The 16,464-nt window shown below is 58.8% G+C and carries 18 protein-coding genes; 15 read left to right on the top strand and 3 right to left on the bottom strand.

The annotated features are described in order from the left end of the window. Nucleotides 1-24 precede the first annotated feature (24 nt). Nucleotides 25-609, bottom strand: coding sequence for a hypothetical protein (locus F759_RS0113120; RefSeq protein WP_027800257.1), 585 nt, complete (start codon nt 607-609; stop codon nt 25-27). A 639-nt stretch (nt 610-1,248) separates the two neighbouring features. Between F759_RS0113120 and F759_RS45405 the strand changes: the two genes are divergently transcribed. The 15 genes from F759_RS45405 (at nt 1,249) to F759_RS0113050 (ending at nt 14,883) form a co-directional block, all read left to right on the top strand. Next, on the top strand, nt 1,249-1,497 hold the full coding sequence (locus tag F759_RS45405; protein ID WP_456088821.1) for a DUF7696 family protein: 249 nt from the start codon (nt 1,249-1,251) through the stop codon (nt 1,495-1,497). A gap of 13 nt (nt 1,498-1,510) precedes the next feature. Beyond that, nucleotides 1,511-2,971 (top strand): recombination directionality factor, encoded by a 1,461-nt coding sequence (locus F759_RS0113110; protein WP_027800256.1) that lies wholly within the window; start codon nt 1,511-1,513, stop codon nt 2,969-2,971. 186 nt (nt 2,972-3,157) lie between these two features. After that, nucleotides 3,158-3,643, top strand: coding sequence for an NADAR family protein (locus tag F759_RS0113105; RefSeq protein ID WP_027800255.1), 486 nt, complete (start codon nt 3,158-3,160; stop codon nt 3,641-3,643). An 81-nt stretch (nt 3,644-3,724) separates the two neighbouring features. Then, nucleotides 3,725-5,116, top strand: a complete 1,392-nt coding sequence (locus F759_RS0113100; RefSeq protein ID WP_027800254.1) for a metallophosphoesterase family protein — start codon at nt 3,725-3,727, stop codon at nt 5,114-5,116. Nucleotides 5,117-5,496: 380 nt separating this feature from the next. Beyond that, complete coding sequence (locus tag F759_RS0113095) at nt 5,497-5,940, top strand: hypothetical protein (protein ID WP_244438819.1); 444 nt, start codon at nt 5,497-5,499, stop codon at nt 5,938-5,940. After that, a complete protein-coding gene (locus tag F759_RS0113090) occupies nt 5,928-8,249 on the top strand; it encodes a nuclease SbcCD subunit C (protein ID WP_027800252.1) in 2,322 nt (773 codons plus the stop codon). Before F759_RS0113095 ends, F759_RS0113090 begins: the two co-directional genes overlap by 13 nt. 79 nt (nt 8,250-8,328) lie before the next feature. After that, the gene (locus F759_RS0113085) at nt 8,329-8,514 is read left to right on the top strand and encodes a hypothetical protein (protein ID WP_027800251.1); all 186 of its coding nucleotides are present in this window, start codon (nt 8,329-8,331) and stop codon (nt 8,512-8,514) included. A gap of 31 nt (nt 8,515-8,545) precedes the next feature. Beyond that, nucleotides 8,546-8,752 (top strand): hypothetical protein, encoded by a 207-nt coding sequence (locus F759_RS0113080; RefSeq protein ID WP_027800250.1) that lies wholly within the window; start codon nt 8,546-8,548, stop codon nt 8,750-8,752. Nucleotides 8,753-8,807: 55 nt separating this feature from the next. Beyond that, nucleotides 8,808-9,026 (top strand): hypothetical protein, encoded by a 219-nt coding sequence (locus F759_RS0113075; RefSeq protein WP_027800249.1) that lies wholly within the window; start codon nt 8,808-8,810, stop codon nt 9,024-9,026. 84 nt (nt 9,027-9,110) lie between these two features. Continuing rightward, complete coding sequence (locus F759_RS37665; RefSeq protein WP_051377238.1) at nt 9,111-9,494, top strand: hypothetical protein; 384 nt, start codon at nt 9,111-9,113, stop codon at nt 9,492-9,494. 129 nt (nt 9,495-9,623) lie between these two features. Continuing rightward, nucleotides 9,624-10,601, top strand: a complete 978-nt coding sequence (locus F759_RS0113065; RefSeq protein WP_036024283.1) for a deazapurine DNA modification protein DpdA family protein — start codon at nt 9,624-9,626, stop codon at nt 10,599-10,601. A gap of 302 nt (nt 10,602-10,903) precedes the next feature. After that, on the top strand, nt 10,904-11,545 hold the full coding sequence (locus F759_RS0113060; protein WP_027800247.1) for a glutathione S-transferase family protein: 642 nt from the start codon (nt 10,904-10,906) through the stop codon (nt 11,543-11,545). Between the two features lie 139 nt (nt 11,546-11,684). Next, nucleotides 11,685-12,923 carry an HNH endonuclease gene (locus F759_RS40115; RefSeq protein WP_084534249.1) on the top strand — a complete coding sequence of 413 codons (1,239 nt, stop codon included), beginning with the start codon at nt 11,685-11,687 and terminating at the stop codon, nt 12,921-12,923. 123 nt (nt 12,924-13,046) lie between these two features. Then, on the top strand, nt 13,047-13,730 hold the full coding sequence (locus tag F759_RS42120; protein WP_152530626.1) for a hypothetical protein: 684 nt from the start codon (nt 13,047-13,049) through the stop codon (nt 13,728-13,730). A 238-nt stretch (nt 13,731-13,968) separates the two neighbouring features. Further along, nucleotides 13,969-14,883 carry an RES family NAD+ phosphorylase gene (locus F759_RS0113050; RefSeq protein WP_027800246.1) on the top strand — a complete coding sequence of 305 codons (915 nt, stop codon included), beginning with the start codon at nt 13,969-13,971 and terminating at the stop codon, nt 14,881-14,883. A gap of 265 nt (nt 14,884-15,148) precedes the next feature. On the opposite strand, the gene F759_RS40110 is transcribed toward F759_RS0113050, so the two are convergent. Both F759_RS40110 and F759_RS45140 read right to left on the bottom strand, forming a co-directional pair. After that, nucleotides 15,149-15,502, bottom strand: a complete 354-nt coding sequence (locus F759_RS40110; RefSeq protein ID WP_027800245.1) for a DUF746 domain-containing protein — start codon at nt 15,500-15,502, stop codon at nt 15,149-15,151. Beyond that, the gene (locus F759_RS45140) at nt 15,426-16,247 is read right to left on the bottom strand and encodes a DUF746 domain-containing protein (RefSeq protein ID WP_161633314.1); all 822 of its coding nucleotides are present in this window, start codon (nt 16,245-16,247) and stop codon (nt 15,426-15,428) included. The genes F759_RS40110 and F759_RS45140 overlap by 77 nt, the downstream gene beginning before the upstream one ends. Between the last annotated feature and the right edge of the window lie 217 nt (nt 16,248-16,464).

The raw sequence follows: 16,464 nt of genomic DNA, 5'->3' as shown, positions 1-16,464 counted from the left end.
AAGTCGACAACGGGATAATGCGGTTCAGGAGCCCCGGCGTTCGCCGTCGAACTCGTACTGGTCGTTGTCAGGCATGCAAACCTGAACGATGTGCTTAAGCCGCCGTTCCGCGTTCGAAAGAATCCGGGCGCGATCTTCAGGCGTGATCTTTTTCATCACAACGGCCGCCAGAGATTTGACAAAGATGCGGTCGAACTGGGTTAGGCAGCGAACCAGCAACCCGGCGAGCGGGCGCGTAACGACGAGCTCGATCTCTTCGTGCGGCATATCAATTGCGCGTAGCTCGTGACGCGCGAGCCAGCCATCGGTCTTCCGGAGCCACTCGGCCGTTTCCCGCAATGCGTTCTCAAGGGCCCGGACCTTACCGCCTCGCGCGACGGCGATCTTTGCCGCGCAGAAGTTGTAGTCGGAGCGGATGTAGTCGCGGGCAAACTGCGAGCTATAGCGCAGGACCGTTGTTGTATCGGATTCCGGATTGATTCGGGCGATACGCGTGTCACTGGTCAGGCGCTCAATAGGCTTCAGCCCGCTCAGCGGTGGGCTGTCGGCTGTGGGTGCGTCTTTGTCCGGGCGCTCTGGCTCCGGGAGGAAATCAGGAACTGCGGCCATGGTCTTTTTCGGGTGGTCTCTCTCACCACCAATTTTGCGTGCGGTAGCACACATTGACCCAGGCAAAAGCTGCGCTGTTTTCGCGACCTTTCGGGGTTATGCGCGCTCACTTTTGCGCAATACTGACTCTACTTCTCGCGTCTCTGACGCATCGACATGACCCGGCCAGCCCGGAGTCCATCTTCTGTACCAAGCCGTGCCTGCAGCTTTACCCCGAGGCATGCTCCGACCAGTTGGCTACTGGTGTGGAATTCTCTTCTGATGAGCGCCTCGCCCGCGCTCCCCATTCATTCAGTCGTAAAACTCGTCGCTGGCCGCATTCATTTGCGCCGCGACATCGTTCGGACCCGGACATCGGGTGTTCTCTCTCCAGAGCCCGTCTGGGTAGAACGATCGAAGTCGACTGAACCGTGATCCTGCGGCGGAATGCATTTTCCGAAAATGGGCTGTTGCGCAGCGTGATCATGCTGCGCGAGGACGACTGACGTCCTCGTATATGAGCCCTCGGCTCCCTGAGCGCCACGACCCCAGAAGGGTTGTGGCGCTCAGGTCATTTTTTATCGAATCCCGAAACGCGTTCCTCACTCCGAGGGACGCGTTTTTTTTCGTCCTGTTGTCCTGCCCCATAGGAGGTCTTCCTTGCTTCCAGACCGTCTTGACGAGCGCATTGCCGAAGCGATCAACCACACGATTGCCGAGGAGCGCGCCACTGTAGATACCGCATCGCCAGCATGGCGGGCGCGTTGCGAGGTCGCCCAGGTCGCGAAGTACAGCGATCCGGATCGACGCGTTTTTCTTTCCCACATAGCCGAGCGCCGCGGAGACGCGGCAGCACACGCGCTGGAGCAGTCAGCCAGCGAGTTGCGCACCCGGCCATCTTTTTTCTAGCGAGAAAACTCTCATGAATGCCGTAGTCAATCTCGTCAATGGCCCTGCTCGCAGCGTCGTTGAGGAACGCGCGTTGCGGCCGCCCGTTATCGGGCATATCCGCCCAGGTATCAAGGTGCTCACTGCAAAGGCGCGAGGCAACGCCCAGGCGATCTGCATCTATAACGACATGGTCGCTCAAGGCCATCCGTACGATGCGATAGCCAAAGTGATTGAATCGAAGTGCAATCTGAAAAACGCGCTCGTGCCGAAGAACACCGCGTATTTCACCTGCCGCCGCTCGGACTTCAACAATCCGGACGTGGCCGACGAAATTCTGCGGCTCTATGGCGAGGACCGCGGTGACGGCGTGAAGCTCTACCGGTTTCCCGTGCTGTTCGCGTTCAACGACTGGATGCAGAACCTGCCGAACCAGATGACCGTATACGGCACAAATGGTCGGAAGTTCTTCTCCCAGTACGAACGCGATGGAATCCGCTATTGCATGACATATGCAAAGATCGAGCGCGATCCGCGTGCGCAACGTGCGGTCCGGCACTTCGGCGGACGCACCGTCATCCGTCGTCAGGATGAGGCGATTCCGGACGGCATCTGCGATCCGGAACAGTGCCCGCAGTATCAGGCGCGACACTGCAATCTGTCTGCAAGCTTCGTGTTCGCGGTGCCGGACATCAAGGGGCTCGGCCTGATTGAATTGCCGACGAACTCGATCTACGTTCTGCAGAAGGCCTACTCGGCGATGCAGACGGTGCAGCTTGCTCGGGGCAAACTGACAGGCACGCGATTCTGGATCACAAAACGTGAGTTCGACATTACGCGGATCAACGAGCACGGCGAGGCAGTGAGAGCCAGCCAGATGCTCACGGTACTCGATGCAGACATCGATATCGGTGCGTTGCTCGACGCTGCCGATGATGCACCTTCCGCGCTGGAAACGGCGAGCCGGGCGGTCGCGCTGATCGAAGCGGGCGGCAATGTCGTGCGGCTCGGCGGCGAAGTCGATGCAGCGATCGGTAACGCGGTTGCCGAAGGTACCGTGATGGACGCGTCCGTCGACCCGGAGGCGGGCACAGGTGTCGGCACGACGGTAACTGTTGGAACTGAAGCTGCGACGGCAAACGAAGCCGCGGCGGCGACCGTCACCACCGCTTCGACGGCAGGTGCAGGCAATGCGGCGGCTGCCGGTCCGTTGTTGCAACACGTGCTTGCAGCACAGCCGGCGACTGCCGGATCGACGGAAACGCTTGCAGACAAGCGCGACCGGATGTCCGACCTGCTGCAACGGCTTGGCCTGAGCGCGGAGAATCGCAAACAGGACTTCCGCATCTACGCCCATACGAGGTTCGGGCGCGGCTGGACCGAGCGCGAGCAGGACGTCGACCAGATGAACGAGCGACTCGTGCAGGCACTGACCGACCGTGAAGCGTTCGATCGCGAGATCGGCGCGGCCAGACAGCCGACGTTTCTCGACTGACCTGACGTTCCTTCAATCCTTGCCAGCCCTTCGGGGCTGGCTTCCTTCCTGCTTCTTTCCTGTTTCGATCGCGAGAACATTTCAGCAAGCCCGCGTTTGCTCAAATGCTTTCGACCGCGCAACTGCGCATCGAAAAGAGCCCGCCTCGGCGGCCCATTTCCTGTCTGGTTTTCAAGGAGTCGTCCTGTGCGCAAGATTGGCAATTTCACCGCGTTTTTTGGCGCGGACGATGTGTTCAGCAACTGGCATCTCTGCCGTTTCACCTATCACGACGTTGCGTTCACGAGCGTTGAACAGTTCATGATGTTCTCCAAGGCGAAGCTCTTCAGCGACGAGAAGTCGGCTGCAAGGATTCTCGCCACTCGCGATCCGATGACCCAGAAGATGATAGGCCGCAAGGTGGCCGGCTTTGATCAGAAAATCTGGGTAGCGAAGCGCGAGTCGATTGTCTTCGTGGGATGTCGCGAGAAGTTCGCGCAGAACCCGGGGCTCAGATCCATCCTGCTTGCCACGGCGCCGACCGAACTTGTCGAAGCCAGTCCCTACGATCTGATCTGGGGCATCGGCATAGGCGAGCGCGACCCACGGCTGTCTGACCGGTCGCAATGGCGTGGACAGAACCTGCTCGGCATCACGCTGATGCGGGTTCGCGATGCGCTCGCTATGAACTGATCTTCCTTTCTTCACACCCTCGCGGGTGTTCATCCTTGAGGCTGCCTTCGGGTGGCCTTTGTGCTTTTTACGGAGGCGAATTTGAAACTCGCTCATTTTTCTGACCTGCATTACGCTCCGGACAATCTGGCCGAATCGGAACGCTGTTTCAGCTTTGCGGTGGGCGACGCGATCGCGGGCGGCGCACAGGTGGGTGTTATTTCCGGCGATTCGACCGATCATCGGCTCGACGCTCATGCACCGTCCCTGCACGCGCTTGCTACCCAGGTGCACCGGCTCGCTAACGCGATGCCAGTGCTGATGCTGCAAGGCACGTTCTCTCACGAACCTCCGGGCACGCTCGACAACTTTGCATTGATGGGCGGCGCGCATCAGGTGCACATTGCCGATCGCGTTTCGCAGGTCGCGCTCATCGACGGTCGTTTCTGGGCCTCGGCGGGCCCGGTATTCTCGGACGACGAGCTGTGCCAGTTCATCGGTGTGAAGCCTGAAGTTGTGTTCACGTGCCTTCCGACGGTCAACAAGGGCCAACTGGCCGCGGGCGTTGGCGCGCTGGCAGCCGGTACGGAGCTGGGCGATGTGCTTGCCGCATATCTGGCGGCGGCAGGCCGCGTGAACACGCAGCTTCGGGCAGCGGGTATCCCGACGGTCGGTGTCTCGCACGGCACCGTCAATGGCTGCACGACGGAGCATGGCGTGGTGATGGCGGGCTTCGATCATGAATTCTCGCTCACGGCGCTCTTCGAGGCCCAATGCGATGGGTTCATGCTCGGCCATATCCACAAGGCGCAGCAGTGGGCGCGCGAGGGAAGACTGGTTGCGTATCCCGGCTCGATCGGCCGGTTTCATTACGGCGAAGAGGGCGAGAAGGGCTATCTCGCGTGGGACGTGCAACCCGGTATGGCGAGCGCAACGCCCATCGCGACGCCATCGCGTCAGATGGTCTGTATCGACTTCGACGGGCCGCCCGATATGGCGCGCCTTGCTGAAATCGCCGCTGACGCCACCGACAAGTTCGTGCGTGTGCGCTGGCAGGTCGACGAGGAGCATCGGCAGGCCGTCGATCGCGAAGCCATCAAGGCGCTGTTTTCCGGCGCTGCGGGCCTCAAGGTCGAATCGCGGGTCCTTCCCATCGTGCGTAGTCGCGCCGAGGGCATCAGTCTCGAGACGACGGTCGAGGGAAAGCTCGCACGCTGGGCCGAACTGACTGTCGTTGATGTCGGTCCGCTTCAGGAGCGCTTGCAGTTGCTGGTCTCGGCAGAGGTGGAGGCGATCGCATCAGATGTTCTGGCGCGCATCGACTCACAACCGGACGAGCGGTCTGATCCGCAGACGCTTGCAACCGTGCTGCCGTACCCAGCGGTCGGTGCCATCGCGGCAGATGCGCCGGCAGCTTCCGCGGTGCCGTCCGCGCCCGCTGGCACTGAGCCTTCAACGCTGGACTGGCTGAATGACGATCTTTTTGCGGCATAGCCGCCGTCTAGCGGGAGTGGCCTGTAAGGCGCTCCCGTGCGGGACGCGAGTCGTGTTCCGGTAGCACGTCATCCGCGTGTTACCGGAACCAGATTTACCCGCGTCTCTGACGCATCGATCGCAGTTCGCTGCATCCATTTTTTTCTTTTAACCCTGGCGGGGAAACATCCCTCCAAGGATGCACTCCGCCGATTTTTCTTCGGAGTGTCCTCATGTTTGGTCTTTATCCAGCCGGCGCCAGATGGGTCCGGCACTTTTCGGCAGCACGTGCGCCTCGCGACATCCAGAAGGTCCTCACGGTCCACGCCGGATTCAGCGCAGGCATTTTCCATCAGCCCTTCGGTGAGAGCCGCGGCGCGGTAATCGCGCAGAAGGGTCGTTTGCTGGTACTCGCGGAACGCATTGATTCGGTCAGTGCCGATCTTGCGCTGGTGCCGGACGTGCAGATGCAGAACCTGCTGTGGTCGTTCAACAGCGGTTATGCGAATCAGTGGGGCTCGCGCGAGCTCCGCGTGCTGACAGGTTGCGACAATTGGGATGCATTGCTGCGGCAGGCGAGCGCCGATTACGCACACGCCTGCAACCTCGTTGAGGAAGCTGTCTCAGGCACTCTCGAGGCGAAGGCGGCCGAGAAGGTGGCCGCTGAAAGGCTCGCCGCTGAAAAGGCCGCGGAGAAGGCAACTGCGGTAGAAGGGACTGACGCACGTCGCCTGGCAGATCCCGTCGTCGGCACGTTGTACGCCAACGACGATGATGTGCCGTGGCTGCCGTCGGATTACCTCTTCGATGCACCGCATCCGGAGGTCGCCTCATGCGCCCACTAAAGCTGATCCTGACGGGTTTCATCGGGGTGCGCGACGGTATGAAACGCGAGAGCGTCTCACTCGATCTCGCGTCGCTGCCAACAGGCCTTATCGCGTTGACAGGTCCGAACGGCGCGGGGAAATCCACGATCATGGATAACCTGCATCCATACAGGATCATGCCTTCGCATGCGACCAAGCTTTCTGTCGACGGATTCTCGTACTGGGACCACCTGTACGGAACGCACGCGCTCAAGGAGTTTGAATGGGAGCACGGCGGCGTCCATTACCGTTCATCGTTCGCGTTCCGCAAACCGGGAAAAACCGGCAAGGCTGAGTATTTCCTTGCATGGTGCGACCCGAGCGGCACATGGCAACCGATGCAGACCGGAGACGGCACTGTGTCAGACGGGAAAGCCGAAACCTACGATGCGTGTGTCGAGTCGGTGTGCGGTTCGCTGGAGTCTTTTTTCACCAGCGTATTTTCCGCACAGAACCGCCGACCACTCGCGTCCTATGGCGCAAGTGAAATTAAAGGGCTGCTCGCGGAGCTTCTGCATATCGACCATCTGCGCGCGCTGTCGGCGAAAGCCGGCGACGTCGTGAAGGTTCTCGGCCGCGCGCTCGATGCTACGCACCAGCAGCTTGTTGCATTCGGGGCGAAGCGCGACCGCGTTGTGCAGATTGATCAGGCCATCGCGTCGGATGTCCAGTCAGTCGCCGCGGCTCGGGAGAGCCGGGAGGCATTCAATGCCCGGTCGGTCACGCTAAGCGATCAGCGCTCAGTTCTGGTTGCAAAACAGACTGCGAACGCGGATGCGCAGGCCCGGATAAGGGAACTTGCCGGACGACGCAGTCAGATCGCGTCGTCACTGCAGGCACTGGTGAATGACGGCGTGGCTGACGATCGCCGCTTTGCGCAGCGACTGTCGGCCTTACGCGAGTCGATTGCCGGTCACAACGCGGTGATTGCCCAGCGTGACGCCATCCTGGGTGCCGCCGCCGCGCGCGATGGTGCCCAGGCCCGTCTGGCGAGCCTCGAAGCGCGTGTGGAGCCCATGCAGCAGGCCATCGCAGCACTGGAGGCCAAGCAGCTTGAACTGACCGCGGCCACTTCGCGCATCAACGGGCTCACGTCCGAGGGTGAGTCGAAGGCGTCGTTGCTGAAGTCTCTGGAACAGCAGGCTAGCGTGATCGCTGCCGTTCCCTGTGCGGGTCACGCGATGCACAACACGTGCCCTCTGCTTGCCCAGGCGCGTGAAGCCGATGCAAAGGTTCCCGAGCAGCGCATTTCGCTCAACAACCTTCGTGTGGCGTTTCGCACGAACCGTGAAGCGGTGGATCGTCTGACGCCCGAAGTGCAGCAGCTTGCAACGCGACGGGCCGAACTCAAGACGCTGTCCGGGGAGATTGCGGCCTCGCGGCGTGATCTGCAAACGGCGCTCGATCTTGCGGCGCGCAAGCCATTGCTTGATGCAGCAACCGAAGGCGTTCGCAAGGCCAGTGAAGAACTGGACACTGTGGAAGCCGAGGCGAAGTCTGTTCGAGAGCGACGACAGGTACAGCAGGAAAGTCTGTCGGTGCAGGCGCGCGAACTCGACGCAGAAGTTGCGCGGCTCGGTGTCGAAGACGTGACCGCTGCCATTGCTGATCTGGACCGGCAACTGACGCAGTGTCGCGACGGCATCACCGCAGCCGATGCGCGGATCGAATCGCTGATCCGTTCACAGGCAACGCGTGAAGTCGAGCGGCAGGCCATCGCAAAGGAGCTGGCGGGATTCGACGCGACGCAATCGCGTGCGAACCGCATCTCCGATGAGATCACCAGCTGGAAGCTGCTTGCGAAGGGTCTAGGCAATGAAGGTGTGATTGCCCTGACGATCGACGATGCGGGCCCGGCGCTGACGAAGATGGTGAACGACCTGTTGCTTGCCTGTTATGGCATGCGCTTCACGGTCGAGATCCAGACTCAACGCGCACTGGCGAGCGGCGAACTGCGCGAGGGATTTGAAATCCTCGTGCACGACGCCGATATCGACAGCACCAAGGCAGTGACGGTGATGTCGGGCGGCCAGAAGGTCTGGATCAACGAATGTCTGACACGCGGCATTGCGCTGTATCTGGCCAGTAATGCGGGCCAGCCGTATCAGACGCTGTTTAGCGACGAGTCCGATGGTCCGCTTGATCCGCAGCGCAAGCTGCAGTTCATGCGCATGAAGCGGGAAGTTCTGCGACAGGGCGGCTACGAGCGGGAGTTTTTCATCTCGCAAACGCCGGACCTGGTTGCCGAAGCGGACGCCGTTATCGACGTAGAGGCGCTTGCCGTCTGAGCGTCAATTTATCTTCCAACCCTGTGGGGATCGCTCCCCATAGGGGCGTTCCCTCGCTTTTTTTTCAACGAGGAACGCCATGAAACAGAAGTACGACATGTATGCACGAACCGGAGCAGTCACCGTCTCCGTTCGGCCTGCACTGCAGCGCACGGGCACTGTCCACACCTACGTCCTGAACGGCACGCTCCTGCGTGACGTCCTCGTCGACGGCAGGTGGGTAACGCACCACGCCAGCATCCCTTTCGAATCGCGGGCCGCGTAAGCGGCCTTCCTTTTCATACCGAGTTCACTAAATGCAAAACCTGATGATGCTGCTTCTGGCAGCAGGCAGTTCGACGCTGTGTGCCTGCACGATTCAACCGCAGGCCCAGCCTCAGCCGTCGAGGCACGTATCGACGATTGTCATCCAGCAGCCGCGAGGTGAGCCGGGCGACTTCATTCTTTGCAACGATGGTCGCGTGCTGGTTTTTCCGGTCGCGCACCCGAAAACCTGTTCCTGATCCGCAAGGCCTCGACCTCGAAAGAGTGTCGGGGCCTTTCGCATGGAGAGCCTTCATGAAAAAGCAGATCACTACCGCGGCAGCAATCGGCGCGTTGCTTGCCATTGCATACCTGTTCTGGGAGCAGCAGTCGGCGGCCGCTTTGTCCGCCACGGCAGGCAAAGCGATACGCGCACCTGGCGCAAGCCAGTCGCCGTTCGACCGGCGACTGAAAGTAGCCGTGTCAACGGGCACGCGACGCGACTCGCGTCACGGCGACTGTGTGCCGACCTAACCTCTGACGCATCTTTTACTCACCCGCCGGGGCAAGCCCCGGAAGGGGGAGCTGCCCCGGCAATCCTCTTATGGAGCAGGCCAAATGACTTACTCTTGCACTGATTTTTTTGACGACGTGATGCGGTGTCTCGCCGACTCTGGCGCAATCGCAACCGATGACATTCCGGAGAACAACCTGGGCGCCGCCGCGGATCTGGCGGTCGCGGCAATCGTTACGATGCGTCGCGCCAGCCTGTGTTCGAATTTCGTCCGTGAGCTTCTGGATGAAGTTGAGACGCTCGCCAATGTAGCCGAAGAACATGGCACCGGAGCGCTCGCGTTTCTGTTCTACCTTCAGGCCGCCGTTCTTAACGACACATCTGTCGAGGCGCGAAGCCACCACGACGCAGGTCTGCTGGCGCTCATCAGGCGTCTTCCGTCAGGCGTGACCTGGATGAAACATATCCGGGTCGTGGAGTCGTCCTAGCCAGCATTTATACCCTACGGGATCACGCTCCCGTACGGGCGTGATCGCTGCGTAGCCGTCGTGCTTTTTTCCCTATCCTTGCGGGGCACGCCCGCGAGGGCTGCTCCGCATTTTCCATTGGAGTGGCAAATGACTCGAAGCCCACGCGTGCCCGGCATGCCGGTGCTGCAGAAAAACGCTCATGTAGATGACGGGCTGCTCGTTCGAGTGGGCATCCCTCATAGCGGCGGTCGGCTCGCCTTTCATGCTTTCAACGAGGGGTACCCGGCAATGGTGTCGGCGTCTGCCTTCTGGAACCGAAAGACAGGCCGCTTTCGTATCCCGCGAGCGACCGATCTTACAGAGATTGACTTCGCCCTGGATAGCGCGGGTTTCTCAGCGATGAAGCTTTTCCAGGCAAAGGGTGGCCAAAACGGGATTGCAGGCGTCTATCCCTGGACCATGGAGCAGTTCGTCGAACTGGCGTCGTTCTCCGGGGCATCTTGGGTCGCACAGCCGGACATGTGCTGTGAACCGGAGCTTGCCGCAGATCAGGATGCGATCGACTATCGGGTGAATGCAACGGCGACGTTGCTGGAGTCCATGTTACGGGTGGTTTATGCGTGGCAGGACGAGCTTGCGGCAACCTGCAGTGCAGAGGCCGTTCAGAACACTGTCCGGATTCCGGTGCCCGTTGCGCAGGGCTGGGCAGTTGACGATTACCGACGAAGCATCGACCTGCTGCTGCAGGTGTGGGAGCGGTGGATGCCATGGGTTGCAGCGCCGGTTCTGATCGGCCTCGGTTCGGTCTGCCGACGGCACCTGACGGATCCCCGGTACGGGCTGTTCGCCATCCTGGAAGGCCTGGAAGGGCACCTGCCGACCGGATCCAAGCTTCACCTGTTTGGCGTGAAAGGGCAGGCCCTTGAGCGCGTCAAGATGTATGACTGGGTCGCCAGCGTCGATTCCATGGCGCCGGACTTTGCTGCGCGGGTCAAGGCGCGGCAGGCAGGGGCGTCAAACACCATTGCTCATCGTGCGGCCGAGATGGATCGCTGGATGAGAACTGCGTCGCGGCGGGCCGCGCATGGGGTCGGCGATCAGTTCCGCCTCGCTTTCAACAGGTGAGCGCCAATTGTGTCTTGATCAGCCCGTGGGCTCCTCTGGAACCCCGGGCTTTTTTTTCGTCTACGGCAGGGAGCGTCGCATAGCACTGTCGATTGCCGATGACATGTCCGGCGACCAGCATGACGTAGATTGTTTACCGACAGAGACCGGCCATGAAGGGACACTCGCGCTCAAAGCATAGATCGTCAACAAACCGGCTTTACGTCGTGAATGGCCGGTTGTCAACGGCGAATTGGCGGTCGCTGTCTTCATTAAATTAGACTGTCGTATCCGCACCTCTCATGCGCGACCGGGGCGTTGCTATGCCGACAACCGAAGTGGTGAACTTATACGGAGCCGCATGGAGTGTCTATGTGCGGATAGTCCGGCTTGCGCTGGAAGAGAAGAAGGTCAAATATGGCCTGGTCGAAGTGGACGTCTTCGCAGAGACGGGAGTTCCGCAGGAGCATTTGACACGGCACCCGTTCGGCCGCATTCCAGCCTTCGAGCACGGTGAATTCGAGCTTTACGAGACAGGCGCGATTGTTCGCTATATCGACGACGCTTTTCCCGGATGCAAACTGCAACCGACAGATCCGAGAGCCCGCGCCAAAGTAAACCAGATCGTGGGGATACTGGACTCCTATGCATACCGAACGCTAGTTTGGGACGTATACGTTGAACGGGTGGTTTTAGCTCGCGAAGGCCGGTTAGCTGACGAGCGGAAGATCGCCGCCGCGCTACCGCGTGCTGCTGTATGTCTATCCGAATTGAACCGGCTGTCCGACGACCGGGAGTTTCTGATCGGCGGGGACGTGACATTTGCCGATCTGTATGCCGCGCCAATGTTCGCATGCTTCATGCAGGCACCTGAAGCCGTTTCATTAATGGAGCAACACGAAAAATTTGTCTCCTGGTGGAAGCGATTCGCCGTTCGCGACAGCATGTCCCGGACGATTCCATGAGCCGCTGCGTGCGGCACGGGACGGCCAGACAGGGACACTCGACGACGTGGGACACATCGTCGACAATCGATCACCAGCCGAATTATTGACCGCGCAGCATTACATTTTTCGCCGATACAAGAAATCGTAGAGACGCTCGATGACCAAATATCAGCCACTTGCAGAACACTTGGCCGCGCAATCCGTCAGTGAACTGACACTCTCGTTTGCTGATGTGGAGAAAATAATCGGCGAGACGCTACCACCGACCGCTGACCGATTCAAACCATTTTGGGCGAACTCTCGAACTAAGGATGGTCATCCTGGGCGATGCTGGTTGGAGCAAGGCTGGCGGCAGGTAGGGCTGGACCAGGCCAATCGACTCGTCACATTCAGACGATCAGACGCCCGTCCAACAGAATCACTGGAGAGCCTTGAGCCAGTATCGACGGACACGCTTTACGATCTTTTACGCGAAGCAGGTGTGTCGATTGATGGTTGGAATGAAGACTTTAAGTCAAATCCTAACTTCTGCTACGAATGGTGCTTCGGATCGTTGACCGAAGGCTTCGTGCTTTGCCTCTGGTACAGCGAATTCAAAATCAACGAAGACGGATGGATTTACTTTGATCGGAATGTTCGTGTTGAGAAAGAGGAGCGGTCCGGAATAGCCAGCAATCCCGAAGTGGATATAAAGGTGCGCAATCGGGCAAATACCCAAGCGCGGCGGGGAGCGGCATTGGACGATGCGATTCGGGAGTCTTATGAGCGGCGACTTCCGGTGCGAGTAATTGTGGGCGCAGGAAAGCGCCCAGAGGGCGAAGAGCGGGCCGAGCGCGCAGCGAAGGTTGAAAAGCGTTATCTAGACGGCCAGGAGTGGTACGTTCACTCTTACGATTTTTCCAGCGGGGCATGCGTGATCGTGCGTGGGATAGAAAAGCCCGTCGATGGCAATGTCGATCAAACCAACACAGACGATGGCCCTTACGACGAAGTACAGAAACGCGCCATCAAGACCCGCCGTGGTCAGGCAAAATTCCGACGCGCGCTGTTGGACGCGTATCGAACGCGGTGTGCTGTCACCGGCTCACGGATTGAGGAACTTCTGGAAGCTGCGCATATCGTCCCACACTCATTGGTCACAGACTACAACTTGCGCAATGGGCTACTACTCAGAGCAGACATTCACACGTTGTTTGACCTCTACCTGCTGTCCGTCGACTCACGATCTATCGTTCATGTCGCACCCCAGCTCCGAATGACTGATTATGGGAAGTACAATGGTAGCTCGCTAGCGGTCGTACCGGATCGCTTCACTGACGCTCCCGGTCCAGACGCGCTCGACAAGCACTACTCGACGTATGTAGAGATGCAGCGGCAAAAAAAAGCGGTGACTTAGCGACGAGGGCTCGACTGGGTAAAACTTTTCACAGGGCAAACCGGACGGGAGCAACATGCTCGAAATTCAACTTCTCGAAAGCATAAAGTATCTTTTAAACGTCACCCGAAACTAAGCGCCAAGATGAACACAGTCCCAAAACTGCCGACGGTTAAGTACATTCCTGATCTTCTTGGAAATATCGAAGGATTAAAGCGGCATTCATTTATTAGTGTATTCGTTCCAGACCCAGCACTGTCGGAAGATGATAGAAAGTTACGATCATGGCTTCTTCATACAGTGGCGAGCGCATCAAGACATTACTCAAAGGCTAGAGAACTAGTCGAGCGGCAAGATAATGCGGATCAGTCAAGAGATGGAGGTGCACTATTCCATGTACTTGACGTATCGGAGCAGGTTGAGGATTGTGTCACGGCTACGTTTCGAGCTTGTATGGCAATCAAGAGGTTAGATTCGTCCCAGGTAGCTCAGGAATTTTGTAAGCATCATAAAAATTCAATTGAGGAATTGCGTTTGATACGAAACCAGTTTGACCACATGCATTCTCAAGTCACTACCGGTGAAACTGGCGCCGGTCCAATATCCATCATCTTCGCCGACGAAGGAAAATCTATCAAATTCAGAAAATTAAGCATGGAAACTTCTGCGCTTCATTCGATTATTAATGGAGCATTTCGAGTGGTGGCTAGCCTGTACCCTGCCTTTGACGTGAATTCGGCAAAAGAAGCAGGAGGACCAATGAAACTTACCATCAGCGCCTCCATTACAGTGACGGATGCCGACGGGACTCAACGACAAATCGGCTAGTGCTGTCACCGGCTACTCCTTCGGGCAAGTGGTACGTTCCTGCCGCGAACCGGTACGGTGTCTATATTGCGGACTAAAAGAACATCTGCGGTCGGGCGCTTGCTCTCAGATCCTCGACAATCTGCTCTGATCTGCCATCGGCCCGTCCATGGTTGGACGAAGATGCAAGCGTGCTTGAGAGGCTTTGCTGTTCGGCAGGTGGGAACTAACAACAATCAATAACCATTGGATTGACCACATGACCTTGGATGATTGCGACCGTATCTTTGACAGAGCACTTAGCAGCGAGGTGGAAGAAGAGTTCTCTCACGCCGTGGCTCCCTTGTTCAGCCACTACAAGATTCTTTCCGTCAACTGGGGCAAGGGCAGCATTTTCTGGCGCGCGCGTATCGTTCAAGATACGCCGTTCAAAAATCTCGCTGAGATGAATTATCCGCCTCCTCACGTTGCTCGCGTCGGACGCTTGAACGACGCTGGATCCCCGTGTTTTTACGTTGCTGCAAGAAAGGAAACTGCGATTGCAGAAATCGATGCTGAAGAGGGGCACCTTGTCCAACTCGCAGGTTTCCGCGTGCATGAAGGTAACCCGGTACGATTGGCACTAGTTGGTGAATTTTGGAACGTTCAAAAGGCCGGGTATATGCGCTTTGCTGGGACCGATCCAGGCATGGGCTTAACAAAAGCATTAAATTCAATGCCTCGTCACGCTGCATTGAAAATGATTTACATTGACAAATTCTTCGCTAATGTCCTTGCAGACACGGATGCAAGTAAAAGAAACTATCTTTTGAGCCGCGCTATAACACGTTCGATATATAGAAGAAACAACGCCGACGGCCTTGCTTTCCCTAGTGTTAAGGATCAAGGCGGATTCAATATGGGCGTTAAACCCGATCCCACTGACAGGTGTTTTAATAATATCTGCTGCATCGTCGTCAGGGTCTTGAAAAAGCGACGCTTTGGCCTTTTGGAGTTTGAAATAGTAAAGTCAGCTCAGTCGCTCGATTTGGACTCTAACTTTGTTTGGAGCGATTCATCGGCAGGGCAAAGATTCGCGATTTATGGATTGAGCAGCGAAGAGGTTGAGTTGGCGAAGAAGTCTCCAGGCGATCCGAATGCGTTGTTAGAGGTTCTTCATAGTGGCCGCACCTAAATTGTTGAGCGAGCAGCCTGCGCTTTGAATGTCCGCTTCCTGGAAAATCAAAAGACGGGTTCGGGTCGTCTACGGCCAACCGGACTAGGCAACGTAGGTATAGCCTTGGCGCGAAAGCGGGCTGGCCGCACCGATTCTAACCACCCGGCCAGACGCCAGTGGTGCGACTGTCAGGTAAGGCTCGATTCTGACGGTGCGACGCCGACCTTCAGTAAGCCTTGCGGGACGGCAGCGGCAATGCCTGGCGGACATGCGCTCTGTCGAGCTAGAGGGCGTCGATGCCGACGTCGAAGAAGCCGTTGCATCCGGTACAGCGGAACAGGCGTCGCTTGAGTTCGGCCGCCGTTTGCTTCCTTGTCCGTTTGAAGCCGTGCGGTCGCGCCTCGACCTGCTTCAGGCAATGCGGGCAGTCCATCAACGGCCAAGGAGCTTTAAGACCAAGCCGCACGCGCCGTTCAAAATCGCCGGTCGTATCCAGTACCAGCAGCCACTCGCGGAACCGCCTGACCCACGCCTTTACAATTTCGGGCGTCGTCCCGAGTTCATCTGCGGCATAAGCGAGCGGCCGGTGTTGGGAAAGCAGAGGCAGGAACCGATAAAGGATGTCCTTGCGCAGCATCTTGGCCAGCGGCGTTCGGGTCGCCCGCGAATATAGACGCGCACGCACGGCACTGGAACTGAGGCAGAGGCGAGCGCGCGCGCTTCGAAGAGGCAAGTCGCGTGTCCTGGCTGCCGCAATGCGGGCACGGTGGCGGTTCTACGTTGTCAGAGAGGACCTGATCGACACGGCTTTTCAGGAAGCGCGTCAGTTCTTCGTCCTCGACGTGGCGCCGCGGAAGAGGACTGTTGTGACGCAATGGGCCGCCGAAATCAAACCGACCTGCGTCGAGGGGAGAGAGTAGCGGCGAAGGAACCAGCGCGGGTGCCATGCGGGGCTGCGTTTTGACCGAAGCGGATTCGACACGTGGCAGCTCCGGGGCATCGAGTCCAGCGCGTCGGCGGCGCTCCGCCGCGTTGAGCGCGAGATCATTGGCGACGATGACTGGTATGTCACCTCCTGTCGTGCCAGCGTCGAGCGGCCACACGTAAGCGCACGATGGACACTTCGCCCGCCGTTGGTCGTCGGCGGTGAACCCTCCGTTGTTTAGTTGTCCATCATGGCCGCATTTCGGACACTCGCCGTGCGGCCGGTATTTCAGGCCGAGCCTGACGAGTGGCGTCCAATGACCCTCGGGATCGTGGAGCGCGATCAGTTGCCGGAAGCGCATCAACCAGTTCGAGATTGCGCCGTATTCGACGCCTAGACGGCGCGATACCTCCTCGAGCGGCACCGGTTGGGACAGGAGCCGGAAGAACTCCGGCATTTTCTTCGCGAACCGGAGGCGAGCAATGGGGCTGCCCGTCAGTCGTGTGTACAAACGACGGCAATCGACGCACCGAAAATACGGCACTGCATGATACTCATTTGCCCGCTGGTGCAGGCGGCCACGGGCGCCAGCGCAATGCGGGCAACGCGGCACCGGAGTCGCGTCAGCCGAATGGAGCTCCGCCCAGAGGCTACCGACGAAGGCGGTAAGGGCG

Origin of the sequence: Paraburkholderia dilworthii, from assembly GCF_000472525.1 — a bacterium.
In the GTDB taxonomy this organism is placed as follows: domain Bacteria; phylum Pseudomonadota; class Gammaproteobacteria; order Burkholderiales; family Burkholderiaceae; genus Paraburkholderia; species Paraburkholderia dilworthii.
The sequence above is the reverse complement of the archived record's forward strand: the minus strand, read 5'-3'. Positions and strand labels throughout refer to the sequence as shown.

What these genes read in the sequence shown, in the direction of transcription:
- F759_RS0113120 (WP_027800257.1), bottom strand. Translation starts at nt 609, where the DNA reads ATGGCCGCAGTTCCTGATTTCCTCCCGGAGCCAGAGCGCCCGGACAAA.
- F759_RS0113110 (WP_027800256.1), top strand. Translation starts at nt 1,511, where the DNA reads ATGAATGCCGTAGTCAATCTCGTCAATGGCCCTGCTCGCAGCGTCGTT.
- F759_RS0113090 (WP_027800252.1), top strand. Translation starts at nt 5,928, where the DNA reads ATGCGCCCACTAAAGCTGATCCTGACGGGTTTCATCGGGGTGCGCGAC.
- F759_RS0113085 (WP_027800251.1), top strand. Translation starts at nt 8,329, where the DNA reads ATGAAACAGAAGTACGACATGTATGCACGAACCGGAGCAGTCACCGTC.
- F759_RS0113080 (WP_027800250.1), top strand. Translation starts at nt 8,546, where the DNA reads ATGCAAAACCTGATGATGCTGCTTCTGGCAGCAGGCAGTTCGACGCTG.
- F759_RS0113075 (WP_027800249.1), top strand. Translation starts at nt 8,808, where the DNA reads ATGAAAAAGCAGATCACTACCGCGGCAGCAATCGGCGCGTTGCTTGCC.
- F759_RS37665 (WP_051377238.1), top strand. Translation starts at nt 9,111, where the DNA reads ATGACTTACTCTTGCACTGATTTTTTTGACGACGTGATGCGGTGTCTC.
- F759_RS0113065 (WP_036024283.1), top strand. Translation starts at nt 9,624, where the DNA reads ATGACTCGAAGCCCACGCGTGCCCGGCATGCCGGTGCTGCAGAAAAAC.
- F759_RS0113060 (WP_027800247.1), top strand. Translation starts at nt 10,904, where the DNA reads ATGCCGACAACCGAAGTGGTGAACTTATACGGAGCCGCATGGAGTGTC.
- F759_RS40115 (WP_084534249.1), top strand. Translation starts at nt 11,685, where the DNA reads ATGACCAAATATCAGCCACTTGCAGAACACTTGGCCGCGCAATCCGTC.
- F759_RS42120 (WP_152530626.1), top strand. Translation starts at nt 13,047, where the DNA reads ATGAACACAGTCCCAAAACTGCCGACGGTTAAGTACATTCCTGATCTT.
- F759_RS0113050 (WP_027800246.1), top strand. Translation starts at nt 13,969, where the DNA reads ATGACCTTGGATGATTGCGACCGTATCTTTGACAGAGCACTTAGCAGC.
- F759_RS40110 (WP_027800245.1), bottom strand. Translation starts at nt 15,502, where the DNA reads ATGCTGCGCAAGGACATCCTTTATCGGTTCCTGCCTCTGCTTTCCCAA.
- F759_RS45140 (WP_161633314.1), bottom strand. Translation starts at nt 16,247, where the DNA reads ATGCCGGAGTTCTTCCGGCTCCTGTCCCAACCGGTGCCGCTCGAGGAG.